Source organism: uncultured Neptuniibacter sp. (genome assembly GCF_947498015.1).
In the GTDB taxonomy this organism is placed as follows: domain Bacteria; phylum Pseudomonadota; class Gammaproteobacteria; order Pseudomonadales; family Balneatricaceae; genus Neptuniibacter.
The window spans coordinates 266,785-292,255 of the sequence record NZ_CANMIR010000005.1; the positions used below are offsets into that span (position 1 = coordinate 266,785).

General features: G+C 48.6%; 19 protein-coding genes. 18 read left to right on the forward strand and 1 reads right to left on the reverse strand.

The genetic code is table 11. The features are described from left to right. Positions 1–102 precede the first annotated feature (102 nt). The 5 genes from Q0882_RS08920 to Q0882_RS08940 all read left to right on the forward strand — a co-directional run bounded on the left by Q0882_RS08920 (position 103) and on the right by Q0882_RS08940 (position 7,020). Complete coding sequence (locus Q0882_RS08920; protein ID WP_299180371.1) at positions 103–1,542, forward strand: sigma-54 dependent transcriptional regulator; 1,440 nt, start codon at positions 103–105, stop codon at positions 1,540–1,542. Next, on the forward strand, positions 1,543–2,649 hold the full coding sequence (locus Q0882_RS08925) for an ATP-binding protein (protein WP_299180374.1): 1,107 nt from the start codon (positions 1,543–1,545) through the stop codon (positions 2,647–2,649). It abuts the gene before it with no gap. A 12-nt stretch (positions 2,650–2,661) separates the two neighbouring features. Then, a complete protein-coding gene (locus Q0882_RS08930) occupies positions 2,662–4,029 on the forward strand; it encodes a sigma-54 dependent transcriptional regulator (protein ID WP_299180377.1) in 1,368 nt (455 codons plus the stop codon). Positions 4,030–4,245: 216 nt separating this feature from the next. Then, complete coding sequence (gene acs, locus Q0882_RS08935) at positions 4,246–6,198, forward strand: acetate--CoA ligase (protein ID WP_299180380.1); 1,953 nt, start codon at positions 4,246–4,248, stop codon at positions 6,196–6,198. Between the two features lie 156 nt (positions 6,199–6,354). Beyond that, positions 6,355–7,020 (forward strand): response regulator transcription factor, encoded by a 666-nt coding sequence (locus tag Q0882_RS08940; protein ID WP_299180382.1) that lies wholly within the window; start codon positions 6,355–6,357, stop codon positions 7,018–7,020. A gap of 71 nt (positions 7,021–7,091) precedes the next feature. On the opposite strand, the gene Q0882_RS08945 is transcribed toward Q0882_RS08940, so the two are convergent. Next, positions 7,092–11,039: a NahK/ErcS family hybrid sensor histidine kinase/response regulator gene (locus tag Q0882_RS08945; protein ID WP_299180384.1), complete on the reverse strand. Its 3,948-nt coding sequence runs from the start codon at positions 11,037–11,039 to the stop codon at positions 7,092–7,094. Positions 11,040–11,361: 322 nt separating this feature from the next. On the opposite strand from Q0882_RS08945, the gene Q0882_RS08950 reads away from it, so the two are divergent. The 13 genes from Q0882_RS08950 to fliM all read left to right on the forward strand — a co-directional run bounded on the left by Q0882_RS08950 (position 11,362) and on the right by fliM (position 25,438). After that, positions 11,362–11,622 carry a DUF4212 domain-containing protein gene (locus tag Q0882_RS08950; RefSeq protein WP_299180387.1) on the forward strand — a complete coding sequence of 87 codons (261 nt, stop codon included), beginning with the start codon at positions 11,362–11,364 and terminating at the stop codon, positions 11,620–11,622. A gap of 31 nt (positions 11,623–11,653) precedes the next feature. After that, the gene (locus Q0882_RS08955) at positions 11,654–13,468 is read left to right on the forward strand and encodes a sodium:solute symporter family protein (protein WP_299180390.1); all 1,815 of its coding nucleotides are present in this window, start codon (positions 11,654–11,656) and stop codon (positions 13,466–13,468) included. An 81-nt stretch (positions 13,469–13,549) separates the two neighbouring features. Beyond that, positions 13,550–15,379, forward strand: coding sequence for a DUF294 nucleotidyltransferase-like domain-containing protein (locus Q0882_RS08960; protein WP_299180392.1), 1,830 nt, complete (start codon positions 13,550–13,552; stop codon positions 15,377–15,379). A gap of 5 nt (positions 15,380–15,384) precedes the next feature. Next, a complete protein-coding gene (locus Q0882_RS08965) occupies positions 15,385–16,014 on the forward strand; it encodes a 3'-5' exonuclease (protein WP_299180394.1) in 630 nt (209 codons plus the stop codon). A gap of 173 nt (positions 16,015–16,187) precedes the next feature. Next, a complete protein-coding gene (gene fliE / locus Q0882_RS08970) occupies positions 16,188–16,541 on the forward strand; it encodes a flagellar hook-basal body complex protein FliE (RefSeq protein WP_299180399.1) in 354 nt (117 codons plus the stop codon). Positions 16,542–16,611: 70 nt separating this feature from the next. After that, positions 16,612–18,246, forward strand: coding sequence for a flagellar basal-body MS-ring/collar protein FliF (gene fliF / locus Q0882_RS08975; protein ID WP_299180496.1), 1,635 nt, complete (start codon positions 16,612–16,614; stop codon positions 18,244–18,246). Beyond that, positions 18,236–19,249 carry a flagellar motor switch protein FliG gene (gene fliG, locus Q0882_RS08980; RefSeq protein ID WP_299180402.1) on the forward strand — a complete coding sequence of 338 codons (1,014 nt, stop codon included), beginning with the start codon at positions 18,236–18,238 and terminating at the stop codon, positions 19,247–19,249. Before fliF ends, fliG begins: the two co-directional genes overlap by 11 nt. A gap of 9 nt (positions 19,250–19,258) precedes the next feature. Then, on the forward strand, positions 19,259–20,020 hold the full coding sequence (locus Q0882_RS08985) for a FliH/SctL family protein (protein WP_299180405.1): 762 nt from the start codon (positions 19,259–19,261) through the stop codon (positions 20,018–20,020). Next, positions 20,013–21,404, forward strand: a complete 1,392-nt coding sequence (gene fliI / locus Q0882_RS08990) for a flagellar protein export ATPase FliI (RefSeq protein WP_299180408.1) — start codon at positions 20,013–20,015, stop codon at positions 21,402–21,404. The genes Q0882_RS08985 and fliI overlap by 8 nt, the downstream gene beginning before the upstream one ends. Next, positions 21,401–21,844, forward strand: coding sequence for a flagellar export protein FliJ (fliJ, locus tag Q0882_RS08995; protein WP_299180411.1), 444 nt, complete (start codon positions 21,401–21,403; stop codon positions 21,842–21,844). Before fliI ends, fliJ begins: the two co-directional genes overlap by 4 nt. Positions 21,845–21,897: 53 nt before the next feature. Next, positions 21,898–23,748, forward strand: a complete 1,851-nt coding sequence (locus Q0882_RS09000) for a flagellar hook-length control protein FliK (protein WP_299180414.1) — start codon at positions 21,898–21,900, stop codon at positions 23,746–23,748. 158 nt (positions 23,749–23,906) lie between these two features. Beyond that, the gene (locus Q0882_RS09005) at positions 23,907–24,431 is read left to right on the forward strand and encodes a flagellar basal body-associated FliL family protein (protein WP_299180416.1); all 525 of its coding nucleotides are present in this window, start codon (positions 23,907–23,909) and stop codon (positions 24,429–24,431) included. Positions 24,432–24,463: 32 nt separating this feature from the next. Then, a complete protein-coding gene (fliM, locus tag Q0882_RS09010; RefSeq protein WP_299180418.1) occupies positions 24,464–25,438 on the forward strand; it encodes a flagellar motor switch protein FliM in 975 nt (324 codons plus the stop codon). Positions 25,439–25,471 lie beyond the last annotated feature (33 nt).

The following is a 25,471-nucleotide window of genomic DNA, read 5'->3' on the forward strand; positions in this document are numbered from 1 at the left end:
AAATGCCGTTATATTCCGAGGTATTAATTGGCGCCATTAATTTGACAATTGCCTGCCTCCCGTCCACTATTGCTGCATCAGGTTTTATGAGAGAAAAGCGGCATGAGTGCGCTACCCCAAGTGTTAATAATTGATGATGAGGTCAGTCAGAGGGAGTTTCTCCAGTCTGCGCTGTCATTTATGGATCAGCCCTGTGAGTTTTTTGGTTTTGTAGATTGGCTGCAGTCCGTCAATGAACCGTCAGAAACAACCGGGATTAGTTTGGTCCTTCTGGGGCAGAGCCAGTTGCCGATCTCACTTGAAAAGCTCATAAAAGATCTACAGATAAAGATGCCAGCTGCGGCGGTAGTGACATTAGGGGAGTGGGCAGAGGCGTCTGAACTGCCTGAAGAGATCAAGCATTGCCTGATAGGTCAGTTGGTTATGCCCTTTACCTATCAGCAGTTAGTGGATCTTTTGCATAAGGCGCAACTTTATACACAACATAAACTCGCTGGGGTTGGAGATGACTCCTCACAGCTGTTTCCCAACCTGGTTGGCAGTAGCGCGCCGATGCTTAAAGTACGTCAGGCGATGGCGCAGGTAGCTGAACGTGAAGTCAACGTACTGATTACGGGAGAATCCGGCACCGGCAAAGAGGTGGTGGCTCGTAACCTGCACGATCACTCAGTACGTAAGGGCGGCCCATTTGTTCCAATTAACTGCGGTGCCATTCCGGCTGATCTGCTTGAAAGTGAGCTTTTTGGTCATGAGAAAGGTGCATTCACCGGTGCAGTGTCGAGTCGGGCGGGACGTTTTGAACTCGCGAAGGGGGGCACGTTATTTCTGGATGAGATCGGAGATATGCCTCTGCCGATGCAGGTTAAGCTCTTAAGGGTTCTGCAGGAGAGAAAGTTTGAACGGATCGGCGGAACTAAGACCCTCGAGGCCGATATTCGCGTTATAGCGGCTACCCACAAAGATCTTGAACAGATGATAGCGGAGGAGCAGTTCCGCGAAGATCTCTACTATCGTCTGAATGTTTTCCCTATCGAGATGCCACCATTGCGGGAACGAGTCTCGGATCTGCCCTGCCTGTTGGATGAATTGTTAGGGCGCCTTCAGGCTCAGGGGTTAGATTCTGTTCGATTCCATCAGACGGCGATTGACTCGTTGAGAGGTCATCCGTGGCAAGGAAATGTCAGAGAGCTGTCGAACCTGATTGAGCGTCTTGCGATCCTCTATCCAAATGGTGTTGTTGGGGTCTCGGAACTGCCAGAGCGTTTTCGGCATGTAGATGAGCCCGATCCCGATCGATATATACAGGATGAGGTGGATGAAACTGTTGTACCTCAGGCAGTCGCGGCCAACTCTACGGCACTTGATCTCCTGCCTGAAGAGGGGGTCGATCTGAAATCCCATCTCGAATCGATTGAGCGCTCACTGATTGAGCAGGCTTTGGCTGTTAATGATGGTGTCGTTGCGCGTGCAGCAGAGCTGTTAACCATTCGTCGTACCACACTGGTAGAAAAGATGCGTAAATATGGAGTGCAGCGTAAGTAGATGAGCAATCCACAACAATATCATGAGCGCATCGCTCAGCTTGAAGCGGAGCTGGCTGCAGTCAAACTGAAGCTGAAGGAAAAGCCGTCTTCGAGCGAATCTGAAAAGCATGCCCAGTTAAGTGATCGTTACGAACATCTGTTGGGTGTACTGCCTGCCGGTGTCGTATTGATCGATGGCTCTGGCGTTGTGACTGAGGCAAATCCAGCAGCGGTCAACTTCCTGGGCGAACCGCTCAAAGGGGAGTTCTGGTATCAGATTGTTGAAAGGAGCTTTGCTCCCAGAAGCGATGATGGTCATGAAGTTTCTCTAAAAGATGGCCGTAAGGTCAGCCTTATGACCCGGGCGATGGATCACGAACCCGGGCAGTTAGTGTTGGTCACGGACCAGACGGAGACGCGGCTTCTGCAGGGGCGGGTCTCTCACTATCAGCGGCTATCCGAAATGGGGAGGATGATGGCATCTCTTGCGCATCAGATCAGAACCCCACTTTCAGCGGCGTTACTCTATGTCGATCACCTGACCCGTCCGGATCTGCTACCTGATCAACGCCAGAAATTTGCTGGTAAGGCTAAATCCCGTCTGACCAATTTGGAACAGCAGGTGCGGGATATGTTGATCTTTGCCCGCGGTGAGATGCGCCTGGATGATCAACTGACAACAGTAGAGTTGATGTCTGAATTTGAGGATCTGTTAGATCTCCCGTTGGTGAATTTTGATGCGGATTGTGACTGTATTAATGCGGCGCCAAATCTGTCCGTGAACTGTAATAAAGAGGCTTTGCTGGGTGTTTGTATGAACCTGGTAGAGAATTCGCTTCAGGCCTGCGGGAAGGGCACTGAGCTGATGGTTCGGTTCTCTGAGCATGAGGGTGGGTTGCGTATCGATATCATTGATCAGGGGCCTGGTATGGATGCTGACACTGTTGCTAAGGCGATGGAGCCCTTTTATACCACTAAATCCCATGGCACTGGGTTAGGGCTGGCGGTTGCCCAGGTTGTGGCGCATGCGCATCATGGCCAGTTTTTGCTTCACTCTTTGCCCGGTCAGGGGACTGTTGCAAGTCTGTTACTGCCAGCGTTGCCATCCGATAATCTCGATAACTAACGGAATAAGTAGATGTCCAATCGAATTTTGATCGTAGAAGACGATAACGAGTTGCGTGAGGCTCTATGTGACACTCTGGAGCTGGCTGGCTTTGAGTATCTTGAAGCAGAGCATGCGGAAAGAGCATTGGAGTTGTTATCGGACAACCAGGTTGCGATGGTCGTTACAGATGTGAATATGCCGGGGATGGACGGTCACGCATTGCTGGAAGAGATTCGTCAGCATTATCCCGGTTTGCCTGTAATGCTGATAACCGCTTTTGGTCAGGTCAGCAAGGCGGTGGAGGCGATTAAGGCCGGAGCGGTAGATTATTTGATGAAGCCGTTTGACTCGGCTGCACTGATATCTTCGGTCAGGCGTTTCGCTGTCGGGGAGACTGCTGCTTCCGATTTTGAACAGCCGATCGCGGAGGAACCCAGTAGTCAGCAGTTGCTTCAGTTAGCTCGTCGGGTGGCGGCATCTGATTCTACTGTTTTGATCTCCGGTGAATCTGGTACAGGTAAGGAGGTGCTGGCGCAGTATATCCACAGTCATTCTAGCCGTGCTGACAAGCCTTTCATCGCGATTAACTGCGCGGCCATTCCCGAGAATATGCTGGAAGCAACGCTGTTTGGTCATGAAAAAGGTGCGTTTACCGGCGCCTACAACAGCTCGCCGGGTAAATTTGAGCAGGCGGACGGAGGGACGTTGCTGCTTGATGAGGTCTCTGAGATGGATCTGGGCCTACAGGCGAAACTGCTACGTGTGCTTCAGGAGCAGGAGGTGGAGCGCATCGGAGGGCGTAAGGTGATTTCACTGAATGTTCGGGTTCTGGCAACCACAAACCGCAAGCTGGAGTCTTACGTTGCTGAGGGTAAATTCAGAGAGGATCTCTATTATCGCCTTAATGTTTTTCCGCTGCAGTGGTTGCCGTTGAGAGAGCGCCCAGCAGATGTTGTCCCGTTAGCCGAACGACTGTTTAGAAAATATTGTCAGAAGATGCACCGTGCTCCTGTGACGCTGGCAGATGAGGTGAAAGGGGCTTTGGCGGCACACAACTGGCCTGGAAATGTTCGTGAGCTGGATAATGTTGTGCAGCGAGCTCTGATTCTACAAACAGGGCCTCAGATTGGTGCTGCTGATCTGATGTTGAATCCAACGGATATTGCCACGGCTCAGATGAGTGAACCGGTGGTAGCTGAAGAGGATGATCCGGCGAGCCAGTTGGGCGAGGGGATGCGTCAGCACGAGTTTCAGTTGATCATTGATGCACTGAAAGCGACCAGTGGTAGTCGTAAAGATGCGGCAGAAAATTTGGGGATCAGTCCAAGAACGTTACGTTATAAATTAGCTAAAATGCGTGAAATGGGTCTGGATCTGGATAAACTGCTGGGCCGCTAAAACCCTTTAATACCGGCTGAAAGTAGTAGTTTAAATACTTGTAGAGACTAAGGTCTTACCCCGGATATACCAATGTCTAATTCAGAGGTCTGCTGCCCCTTCTGTATAAATCTAAGTCCTGAAAAATAAAACCCCTGACTTGTCTGATAATAATAAAACGCAGTAAGGCAGACCTGAGGGTTTCAAAGAATAACTAATCAAGCTAAGGGCATCACGATGAGTGAAAAGGTATATCCAGTAAGTCCGGAGATTGCGGCTAACGCGCACATCGATAACGAAAAGTATATGGCGATGTATGAGCAGTCTGTTAATGATCCGGATACGTTCTGGGGAGAAGCAGGTAAGCGCCTGGATTGGTTCAAACCCTATACAAAAGTTAAAAATACATCCTTCGATCCACACAATGTAGATATCCGCTGGTACGAAGATGGCACTCTGAACGCATCTTATAACTGTCTTGACCGTCATCTGGAAACGCGCGGTGACCAGGTTGCAATTATCTGGGAAGGTGACGACCCAAGCGAATCTGAAAATATCACTTACCGTGATCTGCATGAGCGTGTTTGTAAATTCGCCAATGCATTGAAAGCTCAGGGCGTGGAAAAGGGCGATGTGGTTACACTGTACATGCCTATGATCCCTGAAGCGGCTGTTGCGATGCTGGCATGTACTCGTATCGGTGCGGTTCACTCCATCGTATTTGGTGGTTTCTCTCCTGAAGCGCTGGCTGCACGTATTGAAGGTGCAAAATCTAAAGTTGTTGTTACCTCCAACTACTCCCTGCGAGCAGGTAAATCTGTACCCCTGAAAGCGAACGTAGATAAAGCGCTTGAGCACGGTGCAGCGAAAGAGTGTGTTGATAGCGTGATCGTTGTTAAACGTGTAGCTGATGATGTTGCATGGAACGATGATGTTGATGTTTGGTACGAAGATATTGTGGCTGCTGCTTCTGCTGATTGTGAGCCAGAAGAGATGGAAGCTGAAGCGCCAATGTTTATCCTGTACACCTCCGGTTCTACAGGTGCGCCAAAAGGTCTGAAGCATACAACGGGTGGTTACATGGTCTATGCGTCCATGACTCAGGAGTATGCGTTTGACTACAAAGAGGGTGATATCTACTGGTGTACCGCTGACGTAGGTTGGGTAACGGGTCACAGTTATATCGTTTATGGACCTCTGGCAAACGGTGCAACATCTCTGATGTTTGAGGGTGTGCCAAGCTATCCGGATAACAGCCGTTTTGGTCGTGTTATCGAAAAACACAAAGTAAACCAGTTCTACACTGCACCGACTGCTATTCGTGCACTGATGCAGCAGGGTGAAGATGTACTGGGTGATTCCGACCTGTCATCTCTGCGTATCCTGGGTTCTGTAGGCGAGCCGATCAACCCTGAAGCGTGGGAATGGTACCACCGTATTATCGGTCAGGGTCGTTGCCCGATTGTTGATACGTGGTGGCAGACAGAGACGGGCGGCATGATGATTCTGCCTCTTCCAGGTGCGACTGATGCTAAACCGGGTGCGGCTTCCCGTCCGTTCTTCGGTGTACAGCCTGCGCTGCTGGATGCTGATGGTAAAGAGCTGGAAGGTGCAACTGACGGCAATCTGGTCATTAAAGATTCCTGGCCTGGTCAGAGTCGCTCTATCTGGGGCGATCATGAGCGCTTCATCCAGACTTACTTCTCAACTTACAAAGGTGTCTACACTACGGGTGATGGCGCTCGTCGTGATGAAGATGGTTACTACTGGATCACCGGCCGTGTTGATGACGTAATCAACGTATCGGGTCACCGTATGGGTACTGCAGAAGTTGAATCTGCACTGGTAGCTCACGAAGCGGTTGCTGAAGCTGCTGTGGTTGGCTATCCGCATGAAGTTAAAGGCCAGGGTATCTACGTTTATGTAACTCTGCAGGCTGGATTTGAACAGTCTGATGAGCTGCTGAAAGAACTGCGTACTCATGTCCGTGCTGAGATCGGCCCAATTGCATCTCCTGACCTGATTCAGTTCGCACCAGGTATGCCGAAAACACGTTCAGGTAAGATTATGCGCCGTATCCTGCGTAAGATCGCTGAAGATGATTTTGCTGCTCTGGGTGATACTTCAACGCTGGCAGATCCATCAGTCGTTGATGACCTGATCGAAAACCGTATGAACCGCCAAGACTAATCATTGTTATAAATTAGTCTGAAAAAACTCCCGCAAGGCTCGTAATTATCGAGACTCGCGGGAGTTTTTTAGTTTATAGTGGTATGCTCACCACAGGATAACCGTTCCTTGACGGTCGGCGTTCGTACTAGGATTTCTTAAGGGGGAATTGAACGCATGCAGTTAGCACAAAAGATTATTATCGCGGATGACCATCCACTATTCCGTGCTGCGTTAAAGCAAGCTGTTTCACAAGCTATGCCCGGTGTCGAAACCATAGAGGCGGACTCTTTGGCTGCTGTGCAGGAGGCTGTTGAGCAGCATTCTGATGCAGATCTTGTATTGCTTGATATTCATATGCCAGGGACCAATGGATTTTCCGGTCTGGTTTTTCTTCGTGGACAGAATCCAGGTATACCTGTGGTTGTTGTTTCGGGAAGTGAACAGCCTCATGTTATGAAGCGTGCCATTGATTATGGTGCGTCAGGCTTTATCCCTAAATCAGCTCCTCTTGAAACCATAGGTGAAGCGATTGTTGCTGTGCTTGAAGGTGAAGAGTGGTTACCGCAGGAAGTTGCGGATAATTTAGGTGATGTCAGTGAAGACGACCAGAAGTTTGCGGCTGCACTGGCTGCATTAACCCCTCAGCAGTTCCGAGTGTTAACCATGTTGACGGAAGGTTTGTTGAATAAGCAGATCGCGTATGAGTTAAACGTTTCTGAGGCGACGATCAAAGCACATGTAACAGCTATTTTGCGTAAGCTTGGCGTTCACAGTCGTACACAGGCGGTCATCGCCGCTCAGCGTTTGGGTGTTGAGCCACCTAAAACAGAGCTAGAGTAAAAACACGTATTATAAAAAAGGCGCTTAATGCGCCTTTTTTTATGCCTGCTTTCTCTGCTTATTAAAAGCGGTTAATCATTTTCTGCTTCATTGGCCCGTGCGGTAGCAATTGTTTTGTTGATCATTGCCCTCAGTGCCGCTGGACGGATCGGTTTAGTCAGTAGCTGTGCTCCTGAAGCGTCAATCTCAGCTTTAACTTCATCGGTACGGTCCGCTGTGATTACAATCGCGGGTACCTCTTTCTCCAGTAAAGGTTGGAGGTCAGAGAGGGCCATAATGCCGGTGAGGGTTTCTGACAGGTGGTAGTCGGCCAGAATAATCTCCGGCTGGAATCCGCTATCGCTGACAATAGTTACCGCTTCTTGTGATGATAGCGCGGTTTGAACTTCACAGCCCCAGCCATTTAGTAGAGCTGACATACCTTCCAGAATAGTGGGCTCGTTATCAATAACCATTGCTCTGATACCATTAAGGCCTTTGCTGCGTATCCAGCCTCGTTTTTCCGGTTTCGGTTTGACTGCCTTAGCTGCGTCTCCCAGAGGGATCTCAACACTGAAGACCGTCCCTTGTGTTGGCCATGAGCGGACATTGAGGGTGTGGTTCAGCATGCGAGCAATACGCTCCGTAATCGCTAGTCCCAATCCCAGGCCCTGGACCTGAGAGTGTTTAGGGTTATCGATACGGCGAAACTCTTCAAAAACTTCACTGATCTTATCTTCTGCGATACCAACGCCAGTATCCCAGACCTCAATGCGGAGCATCTGCTTATAGTGACGGCAGCCCAGAAGTATTTTGCCGGATTGCGTATACCGTATCGCATTGGAGAGGAAATTCTGAATAATGCGGCGCAATAGCTGTTGGTCAGATCGGACCACTTTTTTACAGGGTACGAAATGGAAAGCGAGCCCTTTTTTAGCGGCTACGGCGGTAAACTCAGTGTTGAGCGCTGTGAACATATCATTGAGTTCAAAATCTGTAACAGAGGGTTCCAGAGCGCCGGCATCTAGTTTGGAGATATCCAAAATTGCGGTGATCAACTCCTCTGCAGCAGTCAATGAGCCGTTGAGGTTTTCCACAAGCTGGCTGGTCTCCTTGCTATGGCTTTGTTGGGCCAGGGCAGAAGTAAAAAGCCGGGCTGCATTCAAAGGTTGTAGCAGGTCGTGACTTGCTGAGGCGAGGAAGCGCGTTTTACCCAGGTTTGCATCTTCTGCATCCGATGTGGCCTGACGCAGTTCATCCTCCATCAGTGAGCGAATGGTGTTCTCTTTACGTAACTCCTTGTTAACGACGGATAGTGCATGGGTACGCTCGCGTACACGTTGTTCAAGGGTCTCATTAGTTTCCTGAAGTGCGCGCTCAGCTTTTCGGCGTTCAGTAATATCCTGGTAGAGCGTGAAATAACCCAGTACATCGCCGTACTCGCCGATATGAGGAATATACTTAACTTCTGCGTACCGGGTGCTGCCATCTTTGCTGGGAAGGGTGGTTTCAAAGCGTTGCCGTTTCCCTTCAAGCGCCGCTGTAATGTAGGGGCTGCGAAGTTCATACTCCTCTTCCGGCATGATTTTGTAACAAGCTTGCCCTGAAATGACATTACGATCGAGACTAAAGGTGTCAGCGTAGGCTTTGTTAACGAACAGATAGCGCCGTTCAGGATCGAGGTAGGCGATCAGAACAGGTACGTTATCGGTGTATATACGGATATTCTGCTCACTCTCCCTAAGCGCCTCCTCGACATGTTTATGCTCAGTGATATCCATGTATGTGTTTACGTAGCCGCCATTAGGCATTGGGTTGCCACGGACCTCCAGTACCGTGCCATCAGGACGGAAGCGTTCATAGCTATGGCGTTTGCCTGAACGAAGTACTTTAAGACGTTTCTTGACCTGCTCATCATTATTTCCGGGGCCGTATTCTCCCTTCATCGCGTTGTAGCGGAATACCTCCTGAATCGGTCGACCGACACAGATCAGTCCTTCCGGATAATCAAACATCTCAACATACACCCGGTTCCAGGCCACCAAACGCATCTGCTGATCGACTACGCTTATCCCGAGACTAATGTTTTCGATGGTTGATTGGAGAAGTGAGCGGTTAAAGCGCAGGGCCTGTGAGGCTTCATCGACGATAGTTACAACATCCCCGATATGCATATCTTTACCGCGAAGTGTGGATGCGAGAATGATGCGCGCAGAGGAGGCACCAATAACACCGGCCAGAAGACGTTCAGTAAATTGAATCAGTTCCGGTGTCGCTTTATCACCCGATAGAGGGGGTTCCTCGCCCCGTTGTAGCGCAAAACCGGTAAAGGAGTGCTGGGTGCGGCTAATACCCAGAAAACGCTCAGTAAGAAGTTGTAGATCGCCTACTGTAACCTGCCCATACTGTCGTGCTGATTCGGTCAGGTCTTTATTGTAAACATCGACGAAGGCGCTGGCCTGGATTCGATCAACCAGCCGTAGACTGGTGTAGCGTGAAACCAGAATATAAAGACCGGTATTAACCAGCAGAGTCCAGAATACACCATGGGTTAAGGCATCGAAGCCCTCTATCCCGAAGAGCGCAGTCGGTTTGAGCCAGTCTATCCCCATAATGCCGCTTTGTAGATATTCCGGGCCAAGCAGTCCTGCGTCACTGAATGATGGCAATACCAATGTGTAGAGCCACAGCAGAAATCCACCTATCAAACCGGCAAGCACGCCGTGTCGGGAACCTGCCTTCCAGTAGATCCCTCCGAGGATAGCGGGAAGGAATTGAGCCGCTGCAACAAAGGCAAGCAGGCCGAAAGAGGCAAGAGGGGATTGCTCACCCAAAATTCGATAGTAAAAGTAAGCCAGAATCATCAGGCACATGATTGTGATGCGCCGTACCCTCAGCAGGAGTGCCCCGAGGTCCTTGTTTTCCGATAGGCGTAACCATGAGATCCTGAACAGCATCGGCATGACAATGTCATTACATACCATCGTTGCCAGTGTGATGCTGGCAACAATTACCATACTGGTGGATGCTGAAAGGCCACCGATAAAAGCAAAAGTAGCCAACTGTTTGTAATCTGCAGCGAGCGGCAGCATCAGAACAAAGGTGTCTGAGTCCACGCTGGTGTTTTCAAAATAGAGTACGCCCGCGGTTGATATGGGCAGTACGAATATTGCCAGTAGTAGGAGGTAGATAGGGAACAACCAGCGAGCAAGTTTCAGGTGACCTGAATTGGTATTCTCAACAATAGTGACATGAAATTGACGCGGGAGGCAGATGATTGCTGCGCAGGCTAATAATGTTTCCGTCAAAAAACTGTCTTGGAAAAGCGATGAGTAGTTACGATTATGATTCAGCTGTAACGCGACGTTGTACGCCAGATCATCAAAGCCGTTGAAAACCTCCATCATCACAAAGATACCTACAGCGATAAATGCGGTCAACTTTACGATAGATTCGAAGGCAACGGCGAGCACGAGTCCTTCATGATGTTCAGTGGCATCGATGTGACGAGTACCGAACAGAATCGCAAAAATAGCCATGACAATTGCAACGAAGAGGGCGGTATCACTCCCTTTGCTGATGACCTCTTCACTGCCCGGTGTGAGGGCGTTGTAGCTGATTGCGACAGCTTTTAGCTGCATCGCGATATAAGGCATCGTGCCGGTGACAGCGATGATCGTGACCAGTACGGCAAGCGCCTGGCTTTTACCATAACGGGAGGAGATAAAATCAGAGATGGTGGTGATGTTCTGCTGCTTACTAATCAGAATCATCTTCTCGATCAGTCGCCAGCCGAAGATGAAGACCAGGCAGGGGCCAAGGTAGGTTGCTAAAAACTCCCAGCCACTTGAACTGGCTCGTCCAACAGCTCCATAGAATGTCCACGAAGAACAATAAACCGCTAAAGATAGCGCATAGATGATCGGGCGGCTGACAATGCGTTTGCTGTTTTGGGCGCTTTTATCTCCATAGTAGGCGATGGCGAACAGCAGTCCTAGGTACGCCAGGGAGATTAAAATGATCGACCAACCTGAAAGCATTGTGTGTTCCTTGTCTGGGGAAACTGGGTAGTTGTTTGATAGTTTACCGGTTTTTTATATTAACCCAATATTGTCGATATGAATTCGTTTATGGGCTACTGCTTGGTTGCTGCTAATACCTTTGTATAGCTTGTTGTGTTTATTAGGTTTTTTTATTTTAGGCGCCATCAGCTGCTATCTGGCTGATCTGGTGGTGATAGTCTGGGTAATTAGATCAGTTGAGTCGACTAAAGTTGAGCTTTGTTTGGCTTAACTGTTTGATAACCTTTAGCTGTCTTAAATTTTCACCAATTTTTTAAATAACAAAAATAAGGATGGTGTTATGTCAATCAGTAATGAGCAGGCGCAAGCCTACTGGCGCGAAAATTTGCGCATCATTATGACTCACCTTGCAGTTTGGTTCGTAGTGTCCTACGGCTGCGCGATCCTGTTTGTCGAACAGCTGAATGAGATTCCGTTCTTCGGTTTCCCACTAGGTTTCTGGTTCGGTCAGCAGGGGTCAATCTTCGTATTCGTTATCTTGATCTGGACTTACGTTGTAAGCATGAACAAGCTTGACGAGAAGTATGACGTTCACGAATAACAATAATAATTTCTATTAGGACGGCATTGCTATGAGTCTCGACGTTTTAACATTTCTCTTTGTAGGCGCTTCCTTCGTGCTTTATATCGGTATCGCGATATGGGCACGTGCTGGATCGACTAAAGAATTCTACGTAGCAGGCGGTGGTGTACCACCAATTGCAAACGGTATGGCGACGGCAGCTGACTGGATGTCTGCGGCTTCGTTTATCTCTCTGGCTGGTTTGGTTTCCTTCATCGGCCGTGACGGTTCTGCCTATCTGATGGGCTGGACTGGTGGTTATGTACTGCTGGCGCTTCTGTTGGCACCTTACCTGCGTAAGTTTGGTAAGTTTACAGTACCTGACTTCATCGGTGACCGTTACTACTCACAGACTGCACGTGTAATCGCTGTAGTTTGTACAATCGTAATCTCTTTCACCTACGTTGCTGGTCAGATGCGTGGTGTTGGTATCGTATTCTCTCGTTACCTGCACGTTGACATCAACACAGGTGTAATCATCGGTATGGCGATCGTATTCTTCTACGCTGTACTGGGTGGTATGAAAGGTATTACCTATACTCAGGTAGCTCAGTACTGTGTACTGATTCTGGCGTTTACTGTTCCAGCATTCTTCCTGTCTGCACAGATTACAGGTCACTTCCTGCCGCAGATCGGTCTGGGTGCGACTCTGGACAGTGGTATGTCTGTACTTGCAACACTGGATCAGCTATCAATTGATCTGGGCTTCCATCAGTATACTGAAGGTAAGAAATCAACAATTGATCTCTTCTTCCTGACTGTAGCTCTGATGTGTGGTACTGCAGGTCTGCCTCACGTAATCGTACGTTTCTTCACAGTACCTCGTGTAAAAGATGCGCGTATCTCTGCAGGTTATGCATTGATCTTCATCGCACTGCTTTACACAGCTGTTCCAGGTGTTGCAGGCTTCGGTCGTGTTAACCTGATTCAGACTATCAATGGTGCTGACGGTACAGGTACAGCGTACGCTGAAATGCCTGCATGGTTCAAAAACTGGGAGAACACTGGTCTTCTGGCTTGGCAGGACCGTAACGGCGACGGCAAAGTACAGTACTCTGCTGGTAAAGCGTTTGATGCTGGTAAAGGTAAGCCTAAATTCACAGAAGAGCGTGGTGAGCACGGTGAGCGCTTGACAAGCAATGCGATCACTTCTGCGGATCCAGCTGTTGCTGCTGGCAATAAGCCTTTCGCAAACGAAGTATACGTAGACCGTGACATCATGGTACTGGCTAACCCAGACATCGCTCAGCTTCCAAACTGGGTAATCGCTCTGGTAGCAGCGGGTGCGGTTGCGGCAGCGCTATCAACTGCGGCAGGTCTGCTGTTGGTAATCTCTACAGCTATCTCGCATGACTTGATGAAGAAGACTATCAATCCTGATATCTCTGATAAGCAGGAGCTGATGTACGCTCGTCTGGCAGCGATCGTAGCGATCTGTATTGCAGGTTACTTCGGTATTAATCCTCCAGGCTTCGTGGCCCAGGTGGTAGCTCTGGCATTCGGTCTGGCATGTGCTTCCGTATTCCCAGCGATCATCATGGGTATCTTCTGGACTCGCCATAACTCTCAGGGTGCGATTGCAGGTATGCTGGTAGGTCTTGTGACTACTATGTGCTACATGTACTACTTCGCATTCGGTGGCGGTACTCCTGATCAGTACTTCATGGGTATCTCTCCAGGTGGCTTCGGTACAGTTGGTGCGATCCTTCACCTGATCGTTGGTTTCGTAGTGTCTAGCATGACTCAGGAACCACCACAGGAAATCCAGGACATCGTTGCGGATCTTCGTATCCCACGTGGCGCTGGTGAAGCTCACGATCATTAAGATCGAGCTAAAACCTTAAAGGAAAGGCGCCCAGCGTTAGTTGGAGCGCCTTTTTTATTGCAATGAATTAGAGGTCAAATAATGCCTGATTCTTTCAAAATGACGAACCTTCCGTTTAGTTTACTGGATGAAAATGAACAGAGGCTGCTTCGCTCAAGTCTGGATATTGGTTACTACCAGAAAGGCGAAGTGATCATGGCTGCAGGCGAAGAGCCTGAGGGCGTTTTTGTTATTCTGAAAGGAAGGGTTGGTGAAAGTGATGTAAGAGAGGATGGTGAGGCAGCACCTGAACACGTCTTTGTTCACTATACCAATGAGGACTATTTTGGTGGTTGGTCTGCTATCCGTGGTAAGGCGATACATAACTTCATCGCAGAAGAGGAGACTATCTGCCATATTCTGCCAACAAAAACATTGTTGGATCTGATGTCCACGAACGGGCTGTTTGCAGATTACTTCCAGCAAAACCTTTCAGCCAAAACAGAGATCGTAGAGCAACATAGTAAAGATCAGGATATGGCTGAATTTATGCTGGCGAAAGTATCAGATGGTTTAGTGCGTGATCCGCTGGTGATCCCGGAAGGGACATCGATTCGTGATGCAACATTATTAATGCGTGAGAAGAAAGCGGACTGCATTCTGGTCAAGCGTGGCAATCGTCACGGAATGGTCACAGGAACCGATCTTCTGGATGCTGTTATTGTTAATGAACTGTCGATGGAAACCGATCTGGCTGAAATTGCCAGTTATCGTCTGATAACTGTGCAGCCAGATGATTACTTGTTCAACGCACTAATCATCATGACGCAGCAGCATATTGAACGTGTAGTTGTAATGAAAGATGGAGCGATGGGGGGCATTGTTGAGCTGACAGATGTACTCAGTTATTTCTCCAGTCATTCACATGTAATTGGTTTGCGTATTGAGCGCGCACAAACCATTGAGGATCTTAAAGAAGCAGAAAAAGGTCTTGATGATCTGATTAAGGCCTTGGTTTCTAACGGTGTTAAAACGCGCTTTGTTATGGATCTGCTAGCGGCGATGAATGGACGGATTATTGCCAAGTTGTTCAATATCATGATTCCTGCGGATATGCAGCCACATGTATGTCTGTTGGTGATGGGGTCTGAAGGACGTGGCGAGCAGATAATGAAAACGGACCAGGACAATGCGATTATTCATCGTGATGGTCTGGTCTGGCCTGAGATGCAGGAGACACTGAACCGGTTCAGTGAGACTTTAATCGAATTTGGCTTCCCGCCCTGCCCGGGTAATATTATGGTATCCAATCCGGAGTGGGTTAAATCGCTTGGCGGTTGGACACAAATGTTAGGTGATTGGGCTGATCGCTGTGATGGTGATTCGCAAATGAACCTGGCGATAGCTGTAGACGCCAAACCTGTTGCGGGGAACCCTGCTATATTCAAGGCAAGCCGAAATTGGTTTATGCGTCACCTTCGCAATAATGATGTGTTCTTCTCGCATTTTGCTAAGTCTTCACTTGAATTTGATACGCCGCTGACCTTCTTTGGAAATCTTAAAGATAAAGGGCAGCTAGATATTAAGAAAGGCGGTATCTTCCCTATCGTACATGGTATCCGGACGATCGCTCTCGAATACCGAGTGAAGCCGACAAATACCTTTGAGCGAATTGAAGCACTTGTTGAGCTTGGTCAGTTAAAAGAAAAACACGGTAAAGAGATTACTGAAGCGTTAAGCCTGTTTATCAGTTTGCGATTAAGGCAGCAGATTAAGCGAATTGAGTGTAGTGATACAGGGCACGACCAAACACCAAATCTTATTGAGCTGCAGTCATTAGATAAACTGGAGCGCGACCTGCTCAGGGATGCTTTGCATATTGTGAAAGGCTTTAAAAAGCATCTTGAGTTAAGGTATCACCTCGGGGGTTAATATAGATGATCATACCCAGAGCGGTACGAAGAATAAAAGAAAAGTATGACCATAAATCAGGGCCTTATGCTCACCTCTTTGAGACCTATGATGGCGATGAGGTTGTTTCGCTTGATTGTGAAACAACCAGCCTGGATGTGAAGCAGGGTGAGATCGTTTCAATCGGTGCGGTTAAGATTAAGGGGCGAAAGGTATTAACCAGTGACCGGTTAGATATCAAGCTAAAGCCTCCCAAATCACTCACCGGCGATTCGATAAAAATTCATAAAATCCGTGAGAGCGATCTTGCCGAAGGGATCGATATTGAAGACGCCCTGGAGCAGGTGTTGGAATTTGTCGGTAATCGGCCAATTCTGGGCTATTACGTAAACTATGATGTCAGGATGCTCGATAAATTTATCCGTCCTCAGTTCGGCTTTGGCTTACCAAACAAGGCGATTGAGCTCTCCCATGTCTATCATGACATCATTAAGTGGAAGGCTGTGGGCGGAAATGTGGATCTGCGTTTTGATACGATATCTAAGCAATTGGATATTCCAATGCTTGAGAGGCATACAGCGATCGGTGATGCTCTGACTGTTGCATTAATGTATGTTCGCTTAAAATACGGTGATCCACCGGAAGCACATTACTAATCACTATTTTGTCAAAAGATTAACGGGCCTATGGCCCGTTTTTTGCTTTATCTGCTATAGGTTTTATAGTTTTTATAAAAATAAGACAAAAAAATGTCACGTAAAGCTGAATTTTGTCTTGATGGAGAGGGTTCTCCGTTTATAATGTCAATAAATTGCCGTTTGGTGTTGATATGGTTGATAGAGCTGACATAAATAGCGTCCTGATGCAGATGCGAGCGATGAAGACTGAAGTTCAGAGTGCTTCATCTGAAATGATGCAGGGTATGCCGTCAGACATGGGCGGTATTAAGCCAGCTGAGCGCACAGGGTTCGGTGAAATCCTGAAGAATGCAGTAGATGGTGTTAATGAAACACAAGCTGAAGCCAAAAAAATGGCGGTGGCTTATGAAAAAGGCGATCCGATGGTTGACCTGCCTCAGGTTATGATCGCCGCTGAAAAAGCTTCAGTGTCATTTCAGGCAATGACACAGGTGCGTAATCGTTTGGTTACCGCTTATGAAGATATTATGAAAATGCCGATCTGATTAATATTAAAATAATACAGGAAGAGTGGCAGTGGCATCTGATAGCGCAAATGCATTAACCGGGAATCCCATGCAGGGCTTTAACAAGCTAAGCATCGTTCGTCAGCTTGGGTTGATGGTGGGGTTGGCAGCAAGTGTTGCGATTGGTTTTGCCGTGGTTTTGTGGTCCCAGAAACCAGAGCAGCGCGTTCTCTTCAGTAACCTTTCATTTTCTGATGCAAACCAGATTATAGAGCAGCTGCGTCTCTATAATGTGCCTTACAAATTTGATGCCGATGGGCGTGCTATTTTGGTTCCGGATGAGTATGTGCATCAGGCTCGCCTTAAGCTGGCGTCCGAGGGATATACAGCGGATAAAACGGTTGGCTTTGAAATACTCGATAAAGAGCAGAGTCTGGGTACCAGTCAGTTTATGGAGACGACAAAGTATCGTCGTGGCCTTGAAGGTGAGCTGGCTCGTACCATTTCCAGTATGACCGCCATCCGAAATGCGCGTGTTCATCTGGCAATACCAAAAGATACTGTGTTTATTCGTGATACCCGAAAACCGACAGCTTCTGTTTTCCTTGAGCTGTTTTCGGGGCGCCAGTTGGAGCGTGATCAGGTTGCGTCCATCGCAAATCTTGTTGCATCCAGTATTCCTGCCTTAAATGTCAAAGATGTGACGGTTGTCGATCAGCGTGGGCGTCTGCTTAATATTCGCGATAAAGATGTCAATGTTGTATTAGCTGCCAAGCAGCTCGAATACACGCGTAATCTTGAAGAAACAATGTTGAATCGCGTTAACAGTATCCTTCAGCCTGTCGTGGGTATGGGGCGTTTTCGTGCAGAAGTCTCTGCGGACGTTGACTTCACTGCTGTAGAGCAGACGGATGAATTATATAACCCTGACCTGCCTGCTCTGCGTAGTGAGCAAACAATGGATGAGTCGCGTGTTGCTGGTGCTTCGGCTGTTGGGGTGCCTGGTGCTTTATCCAACCAGCCTCCAGGCCCCAGTAGTGTGCCAGAACAGGCGTCTGGTGAAGGGGTGGTTTCAAGCGTGACAGGAAATCCAGGTTCTTCGCGTAAACAGGCAACGCGTAACTTTGAGCTGGACCGTACAATTAGCTACACAAAACATCAGCAGGGGCGTGTACGTCGATTAACTGTGGCTGTAGTCGTTGATGATCTGTCCAGTGTTAATGCTGCGACCGGTGAGATGATACGTACACCCTGGGATCAGAATGAGTTAGAGCGCCTAAGAATACTGGTTCGGGATGCAGTGGGTTATTCCTCTGTCAGGGGGGATAGTGTAAATGTTGTTAATACACCTTTTGTCGCCGAAATGCCTATCGCCACTGAGGAAACCCCAATCTGGAAAGAGGAGTGGGTATGGGATGTTGTGAAGCAGGTTATGGCAGCGGTGTTTGTTCTGGTTCTGGTGTTTGGTATTTTACGACCGATCTTACGTAATCTTGCTACCGCGGGGACGGCAGGTAATATGGCTGGCGTGGGTGCTGCCGGTGATGTATCAGCCGAATTGGAAGGACTGGACAGTGGTGATTTCTCATCAGATTCAGTTACTTTTGGTAGTGATGATGATCTGTTGCCGACGCCAAATGAAAGCTTTGATTACCAGTTAAATGCGATTCGTAGTATGGTTGCTGAAGATCCAGCGCGGGTAGCGCAGGCGGTGAAACAGTGGGTAGGTGACGATGAGCGATGAGGCAAGTCAGGATGAACTCAGCGAGATCAACAAAGCTGCGATTCTTCTGATTAGCTTAGGCGAAGCTGATGCCGCTGAAATCCTTAAGCATATGGGCCCGAAAGAGGTTCAGATGATTGGTGAAGCGATGGCGCAGCTAAATAATGTGCCGCAATCCAAGGTTGAATCTGTTGTTGGTGATTTTATGGGGCTGGTCAGCGACCAAACCGGTATTGGCATCAATAATGATATCTATATTCGTTCAATGCTGAATCAGGCGTTGGGCGAAGAAAAAGCTAAAACTCTTCTTGATCGTATTCTTATGAGCACCAATACTTCCGGCCTGGATACACTTCGCTGGATGGAGCCCCGCCAGATAGCTGAAATCATTCGCTATGAGCATCCGCAGATACAGGCTGTAGTCGTGGCGTATCTGGAGCCTGACGTGGCAGCTGGTGTGCTGGCATATTTTGATGATAAACAGCGACTGGATATTTTGATGCGAGTTTCAGCTCTTGATCGTATCCAGCCTCAAGCACTGCAAGAGTTGAATGATATTCTTGAGCGTCAATTTGCTGGCGCAAGTGGCGCAAGTACTGCGACTCTGGGCGGTGTAAAGAATGCCGCAGATATTATGAACTTTATCGACTCGAATCTGGAAGCTGAGTTGATGGAGGGAATCAAAGAAGCGGATGAAAACCTTGCCAACACCATTTCCGACATGATGTTTGTGTTCGAAAACCTCCAGGATGTCGAAGACATGGGTATTCAGGCTATCTTGCGTGAAGTTTCAACCGATGTGCTTGTCATTGCCCTGAAAGGTGCGGATGTCTCACTTCAGGAGAAAGTCTTCCGTAACATGTCCAAACGTGCGGCCGAGCTTCTGCGGGATGATCTTGAAGCGAAAGGGCCTGTTCGTGTATCTGAAGTCGAAGAAGCACAGAAAGAGATTCTTACGGTGGCTAGAAGGCTGGCTGACGAGGGTGAAATCATCCTTGGCGGCGGTGGCGAAGAGATGTTGTAGGGCTGAACTATGTCAGACAGCAGCAAACCTTATAAACGTATCCGGGCAGACGAGGCTATAGCGCTCTCCGGATGGGATCTTCCTCAGATGACGGAGCCCTCCTCAGTGGCTTTAGCGCAAAAAAACGCGCCTGTTACTGTTGTAGAGGAGGTAATTGCCGCTGAAAAGATTACTGTTTCTGAACTCGAAGAGATTCGTGAATCCGCCCGTATTGAGGGTTTAGCGGCAGGTCTTGAAGAGGGGCGGCTCAAAGGTATTGAGGAGGGGATGCCTCAAGGAATTAAAGAGGGTGAGGCTAAAGGGTATCAAGAGGGTTTTGCTAAGGGTGAGGGCGAAGTGCAACGCTTGCATAAAATCCTTGGTGAGATGTTACTGGAATTCGAATCCCCGCTGAAAGATCAGACAGATCAGTTGGAGGAGCAATTACTGAAGTTGGTAACCTCTCTTTCTGAAGCCGTTATTGGGGCTGAACTTAAACTTCGCCCTGAGCTTATTCAGCAATCTATCCAGGCAGCCCTATCTCAGCTCCCTGAGCCCTTAGGTAGGGTCACTCTGCGTGCAAGCCCAGCCGATATTCAGCATCTTGAAAATATGCCCCTACCCTCGGATATTAGTTTGAACTTCGAGGTTAATGAGCAGCTTTCGGATGGGGATTATCAGTTGATCACCGCAAGTACTCTGGTCAAGAATGATGTGGCTGCAAACTTTGCCGATGTCGTCGATCAGTTCTATCGCAATGCCTTAGCAGTTCCGGCTGATCCCCATGAGTAACATACTGGATCGGCTGTCTCGATTCTCACAACCCCTGAACCATCTCCCCCCACGCATTGAGGGCCGTATCACACGTATGATCGGTCTCACCATCGAAGCTGTAGGTATTAAGTGTGCTGTTGGTGAATGCTGCTTCATTGAACTGGCTGCAGATAACCTGGTGGAAGCTGAAGTGGTCGGTTTCTCTGGTGATCGTATCTATCTGATGCCGCTCTACCCGATTGATGGGCTTCAGGCGGGAACCCGCGTTATCGCCCATGCTGCGATGGGGAAAGTGCCTGTTGGGATGTCTCTGTTAGGGCGTGTGCTGAATGGTGTTGGTAAGCCGATTGATGGCAAGGGAGCACTGGTACCGGAAGCTGAGACAGGTCTTTCGGGTGAAGTGATCAATCCGTTGTTGCGCGATCCGATAAAACAGCCTCTCGATGTTGGTATCAGAACGATTAATGGTCTGTTGACCGTTGGACGTGGACAGCGCATGGGGTTGTTTGCGGGGAGTGGTGTCGGTAAGTCGGTTCTGCTCGGCATGATGACACGTTTTACTGAAGCTGAAATCATTGTTGTTGGGCTGATCGGCGAGCGTGGTCGTGAGGTTAAAGAGTTTATCGAGCAGAGTTTGGGTGAAGAGGGGTTAAAGCGTTCAGTCGTGGTTGCGTCTCCGGCGGATGACTCACCACTGATGCGGCTCAGGGCATCACAGTTATCTACACGAATTGCTGAATACTTCCGTGATCAGGGCAAAAATGTATTGTTATTGATGGATTCCCTGACCCGGTACGCACAAGCTCAGCGTGAAATTGCGCTGGCTGTGGGTGAACCGCCGGCCACTAAAGGGTACCCCCCTTCAGTGTTTGCTAAAATTCCTAAACTGGTTGAGCGAGCTGGTAATGGTCAAGCCGGTGGCGGCTCAATAACAGCGTTTTATACCGTATTAACGGAAGGTGATGATCAGCAGGATCCGGTAGCTGATTCGGCACGCGCTATTCTTGATGGGCACATTGTGCTATCGCGTCAATTGGCTGAACAGGGCCACTATCCAGCGATAGATATTGAAGCATCTATCAGTCGTGCTATGCCACAAATTGTAGAGCCTGATCAGTTGAAGATAGCGATGAGGTTTAAGCAGCTATACTCCAAGTATCGTCAGAATGAAGATCTGATTAATGTGGGGGCCTATGTGAAGGGGAGTGATCCAGATACCGATTTTGTGATCGATAACCTGCCATCTCTGAACGGGTATCTTCGACAGGGAATTGATGAAGCTTTTCCTCTGGTAACATCTATGCAACAGATGGTGATGGTGTTGTCTGCCCCGCCAACAAATCCACAGCCTGCGGCTGACCAGCAACTTCACCGCCCTGTAACTAATGGTCTGCAAAAATGAAGAAGCGATCAAAGCGTTTACAGTTAGTGCTTGATCTGGCTGAAAAAAAGAAGCAGCAGGCCGACCAGTATCTGGCTGCCAGTCGTCAGCGTGTTGAGCAGGACCGGGTTACGATGGCTCAGCTCGATCAATACATGGGTGAGTATCAGCAGAACTATCTTGGTTCAAACGCTGAAGGGTATACCGGTGCCCAACTGCATGCGCAGCAGGCGTTTATGCAGAAGATTCAGGATGCCAAACAGGCTCAACTCAATGCAATGGAGCAAAATCGCAGAGAGCTCGAAGTAGTTGAGCAGCACTGGAAGGCGGCTTATGCAAAGGCTAAAGGGATTCAAAAACTGACTGCAGCGGCTGTTAAGTCGGAAGAAGATGCTGAGGAAAAATCACTCCAGAAGCAGCTTGATGAGCGCTCGCAGGTAGCAAAGCCTAGTTATATATAAGTTGGCCCTATTTTTGCTTTTTATCATTCAGGCATTATCAACAGGAGCCTGAAATGAGCGAGCAAATGTCTCTGTCCACTGGTGGTGGACTCCTATCTCTGAATATATCTGTACCGCCCCAGAGTGCGCCAGTTGGGGGGGCAGCAGCACCTCTCTTTAATAGTTTTGGTTCTCTGCTGAATCAACAGGGGCAGGGTGGTGTGGTACCTGCCGCTTTTAGGAACGGCGCTTCTTTGCCGCCTTCGGGAGAGGGGTTGCCGCAGGAGAGTTCATCGTTACTACCGGAAAATGCTACAAAAGCTCAGTTGCTTCAGGTTGCTTATCTGCTTGAACAGGTGGGAGATCCTGAAGCTGTTGGATTGCCTCCGGGGCTGGGTGCAGAGTTGGCCAAAGCGTTGAAGCAATACTCTGAACAAGAGGAGTTGCTACCAGAGAGTTCACGGATAGATCTGCCTGAAGTTGCCGTTGTTTCTTCTTTAGATGATGCTGATGCTATATCAGAGCAGAGTGACAACAAAGCACCTCAAGCGGCGAACGTAGAGATTGATAGAGTGTTGCTTGAGGGACAAGAGCCGAGACACAGTGTAACCGTTTCGGTTGATCCAAATGCACAAAAACGTACTCCTGATGAATTAGTCGATAGGAGTGTTGGTAGATCACCTGAACCTGAACAGGGCTCTGCAAAACTGACGAGTGGTAATGGAGCCTCAAACGTAGTCGATAGTGCCGGATCTTTATTGGTAGATGCTGAAAGAGAGGCAGTAGCCGCTAAGCCTGTTGTTCCAACACAACCGGAAACCGTTAAATCAGAACCCCCATTGTCACAACCCCCATTATCACAACCCGATCTGAAAGCTTCCAGCTTATCAAGGGAACCGCTGCAGAGATCTCCACAAGTTGAGATCGGTGCGGGCCAAACAACAGAAAGAGCTGCGTTACAAAACGCTGATAGTTCTTCAGGGCGTACGATGGGCTCAGAACCGGCAGTAAAGCCGGCTCAGGTTGCTCCGGGTGTTGTTCAGTCTGACGTCGCACTGGCCAATACTAACCGGAAAGCAGAGGTTCAACCTGCTGTTGGAGTTCCTGTCACCGATAGGGAGGGCGAATTGGCGAATGGAGAGTTGATGCGCGCAGCCCGAGCTACAGAAAAAGGTCAGCCTCAGGTCAATATACATCGGGATGAGTCATTAGAGCGGCTTCTAGCTGAAACTCAGCAGGCTAATGTTTCATCTGGACGAGAGCGGGTTTCTGCAAACCAAAATTTCACACCCCCTATGTTAGATCTGGCACCGAAGAAGATTGAGACCGCCCTTGATATGACCCAGCAGCTGATGCAGAAAATAGCTGCGGGTGAAAAAGTTGATACAGGGTTAAGTCAAGCTGTAGATAAAGTTGCAGAGCAGGCTACAGCAGCGCTGCAGAATGCTGCTCAGCCAACACAGGCTCAGAAAAATGCTGCTGACGCACAAACATTGATGATGCCGGGGCAGGTCAAGATCAATACTCCAGCCTGGAAAAATGCGTTGGGAGAAAGAGCGATCATGATTGCGGCGCAAAGCTCCAGAGTAGCGGAAATCAAACTTGATCCCCCAGAGCTTGGATCGTTACAAGTACGGATCAGTGTTAATCAGGATCAGGTTAGTTTGAATTTCACCTCGCCTCATGCGCATGTCAGAGACGCGGTTGAACAAAGTTTACCGCGTCTGCGTGAAATGTTTGCGGAGCAAGGTTTGGCATTACAGGACTCCTCGGTTTCAGATCAGTCTTCACAGCAGCAGAGAGAGGAGATGGCTGAACATCAAGGTGCAAAAGGTGATTATGCCGCTCAGGGGATGGCTGATGATCAAGAGGTAAATCAGGCATCTGGGGCGCGGACGGTATCTCTGGTCGATTACTATGCATAGATAACTTGAAGTGGGGCGATAAATAGCTGGTTAAATCTCTGTTTTTGTTAGGTGTTGATCTTCAGCCTTAAAAACAGTGTGTTATATTAGGCGCATAAGTAATATTGCAATGCGCGATTGGATTTTCTGTCGTGCCGGGTGTTTTTGAGGATTGATGAATGGCTGAAGAGCAAGAACAAAGCGCTGAAGAGGGCGGTAAAAAATCTTCCAAGCTGAAGCTGATCATTATTGCCGTTCTGGCTCTGGTTGTAGTTGGGGGGGGCGGTGCTGCCGCTGCATTATTCTTCCTGGGGGGAAGTGATGAGCCGGCCGCCGAAGAGGCTGCTCCGGCTGAGCCTGTAAGAGCCGACGCGATCTATACCAAAGTCCGTACCATGGGAGGGAAGCCCATGTTTGTTGTTACTTTGCAGTCACAAGATAAACGTCCACATTACATACAGCTTTACGTAGAGGCAAAAAGTCGAGATCAGGCGGTTGCGGATGCAATGACGCTGCATATGCCTCTGATTGTGTCGCGATTAAATAACTTGTTTAGTACGCAGGATTTCAGGACGTTACAATCTATCGAAGGTAAAGAAGCACTAAGACAGAGTGCAACTGACCTTGTGCGCGAATTGATGCAGGAAAAAATTGGTAAGCCCGGTGTTGAGACTATTCTCTTCACCAATATGGTGATGCAATGATGCAGCACTATTTCAGTGAGGTAGACCTGTAAATGTCGGTTAAAGATCTTCTTTCACAAGATGAAATCGATGCGTTACTTCATGGTGTAGATGATGGTGACGTAGAGACAGAAGAGGAAGAGGTCGACGAAGGAGATGTTCGTTCGTATGACTTGGCGAGCCATGAACGTATTGTTCGTGGGCGGATGCCAACGTTAGAGATGATAAACGAGCGTTTCGCACGATATACCCGAATCAGTCTTTTTAACCTGTTGCGGCGTGCGGCGGATGTGACCGTTGGTGGCGTACAGGTGATGAAGTATGGCGACTATATTCATACGCTCTACGTGCCTACCAGTATGAATCTGATCCGTGTCAGCCCGTTACGAGGGACCGCTCTGTTCATCATGGATGCTAAATTAGTATTCAAGTTGGTGGATAACTTCTTTGGCGGTGATGGTCGGCATGCCAAAATTGAGGGACGTGACTTTACTCCGACAGAGACACGACTGATTCATAAAGCTTTAGAGCAGTTCTTCCTTGATCTGGAAGAGGCCTGGAGCCCGGTCAAAGATCTTACGTTTGAGCATCTCGGTCATGAGATGAATCCGGCGATGGCCAATGTGATCAATCCTACCGAAGTGGTTGTGGTCAGTACCTTCCAGGTTGATCTGGAGGGAGGCTCTGGTGAGTTTCATGTGGCAATGCCCTATTCGATGTTGGAGCCGATCAGGGACCTACTGGTTTCAGGCTTCCAGAATAGTGAAGATGAGAAAGATGAGCGCTGGCAGGTTGCACTGCAGAGAGATATCTTGATGGCGGCGCTTCCTCTGGAGATGACACTGGCTGAGCAGGAGATGACATTGCGAGATGTTGTCGAGCTGGAAGCCGGTGATATCATCCCGATTGAATTACCTGAGGTATTTGAATTGAAGGCAAATAAGGTACCCGTATATAACTGTACTATGGGGGTATCTCGTGGCAATCTTGCAGTTAAAATTGTGGATCAGATTCACCGTCCTAAATAGCGGTGCCAGTAAGACCTATTTAAGAGAACTTGA

Bases quoted from the DNA above. Each gene is read 5' to 3' on its own strand.
- Q0882_RS09000 (WP_299180414.1), top strand. From the start codon at position 21,898: ATGAGCGAGCAAATGTCTCTGTCCACTGGTGGTGGACTCCTATCTCTG.
- Q0882_RS08960 (WP_299180392.1), top strand. From the start codon at position 13,550: ATGCCTGATTCTTTCAAAATGACGAACCTTCCGTTTAGTTTACTGGAT.
- fliM (WP_299180418.1), top strand. From the start codon at position 24,464: ATGTCGGTTAAAGATCTTCTTTCACAAGATGAAATCGATGCGTTACTT.
- Q0882_RS08940 (WP_299180382.1), top strand. From the start codon at position 6,355: ATGCAGTTAGCACAAAAGATTATTATCGCGGATGACCATCCACTATTC.
- Q0882_RS08965 (WP_299180394.1), top strand. From the start codon at position 15,385: ATGATCATACCCAGAGCGGTACGAAGAATAAAAGAAAAGTATGACCAT.
- Q0882_RS08945 (WP_299180384.1), bottom strand. From the start codon at position 11,039: ATGCTTTCAGGTTGGTCGATCATTTTAATCTCCCTGGCGTACCTAGGA.
- Q0882_RS08930 (WP_299180377.1), top strand. From the start codon at position 2,662: ATGTCCAATCGAATTTTGATCGTAGAAGACGATAACGAGTTGCGTGAG.
- Q0882_RS08920 (WP_299180371.1), top strand. From the start codon at position 103: ATGAGTGCGCTACCCCAAGTGTTAATAATTGATGATGAGGTCAGTCAG.
- fliG (WP_299180402.1), top strand. From the start codon at position 18,236: ATGAGCGATGAGGCAAGTCAGGATGAACTCAGCGAGATCAACAAAGCT.
- Q0882_RS08925 (WP_299180374.1), top strand. From the start codon at position 1,543: ATGAGCAATCCACAACAATATCATGAGCGCATCGCTCAGCTTGAAGCG.
- Q0882_RS08955 (WP_299180390.1), top strand. From the start codon at position 11,654: ATGAGTCTCGACGTTTTAACATTTCTCTTTGTAGGCGCTTCCTTCGTG.
- Q0882_RS08950 (WP_299180387.1), top strand. From the start codon at position 11,362: ATGTCAATCAGTAATGAGCAGGCGCAAGCCTACTGGCGCGAAAATTTG.
- fliF (WP_299180496.1), top strand. From the start codon at position 16,612: ATGCAGGGCTTTAACAAGCTAAGCATCGTTCGTCAGCTTGGGTTGATG.
- fliI (WP_299180408.1), top strand. From the start codon at position 20,013: ATGAGTAACATACTGGATCGGCTGTCTCGATTCTCACAACCCCTGAAC.
- fliE (WP_299180399.1), top strand. From the start codon at position 16,188: ATGGTTGATAGAGCTGACATAAATAGCGTCCTGATGCAGATGCGAGCG.
- Q0882_RS08985 (WP_299180405.1), top strand. From the start codon at position 19,259: ATGTCAGACAGCAGCAAACCTTATAAACGTATCCGGGCAGACGAGGCT.
- acs (WP_299180380.1), top strand. From the start codon at position 4,246: ATGAGTGAAAAGGTATATCCAGTAAGTCCGGAGATTGCGGCTAACGCG.
- Q0882_RS09005 (WP_299180416.1), top strand. From the start codon at position 23,907: ATGGCTGAAGAGCAAGAACAAAGCGCTGAAGAGGGCGGTAAAAAATCT.
- fliJ (WP_299180411.1), top strand. From the start codon at position 21,401: ATGAAGAAGCGATCAAAGCGTTTACAGTTAGTGCTTGATCTGGCTGAA.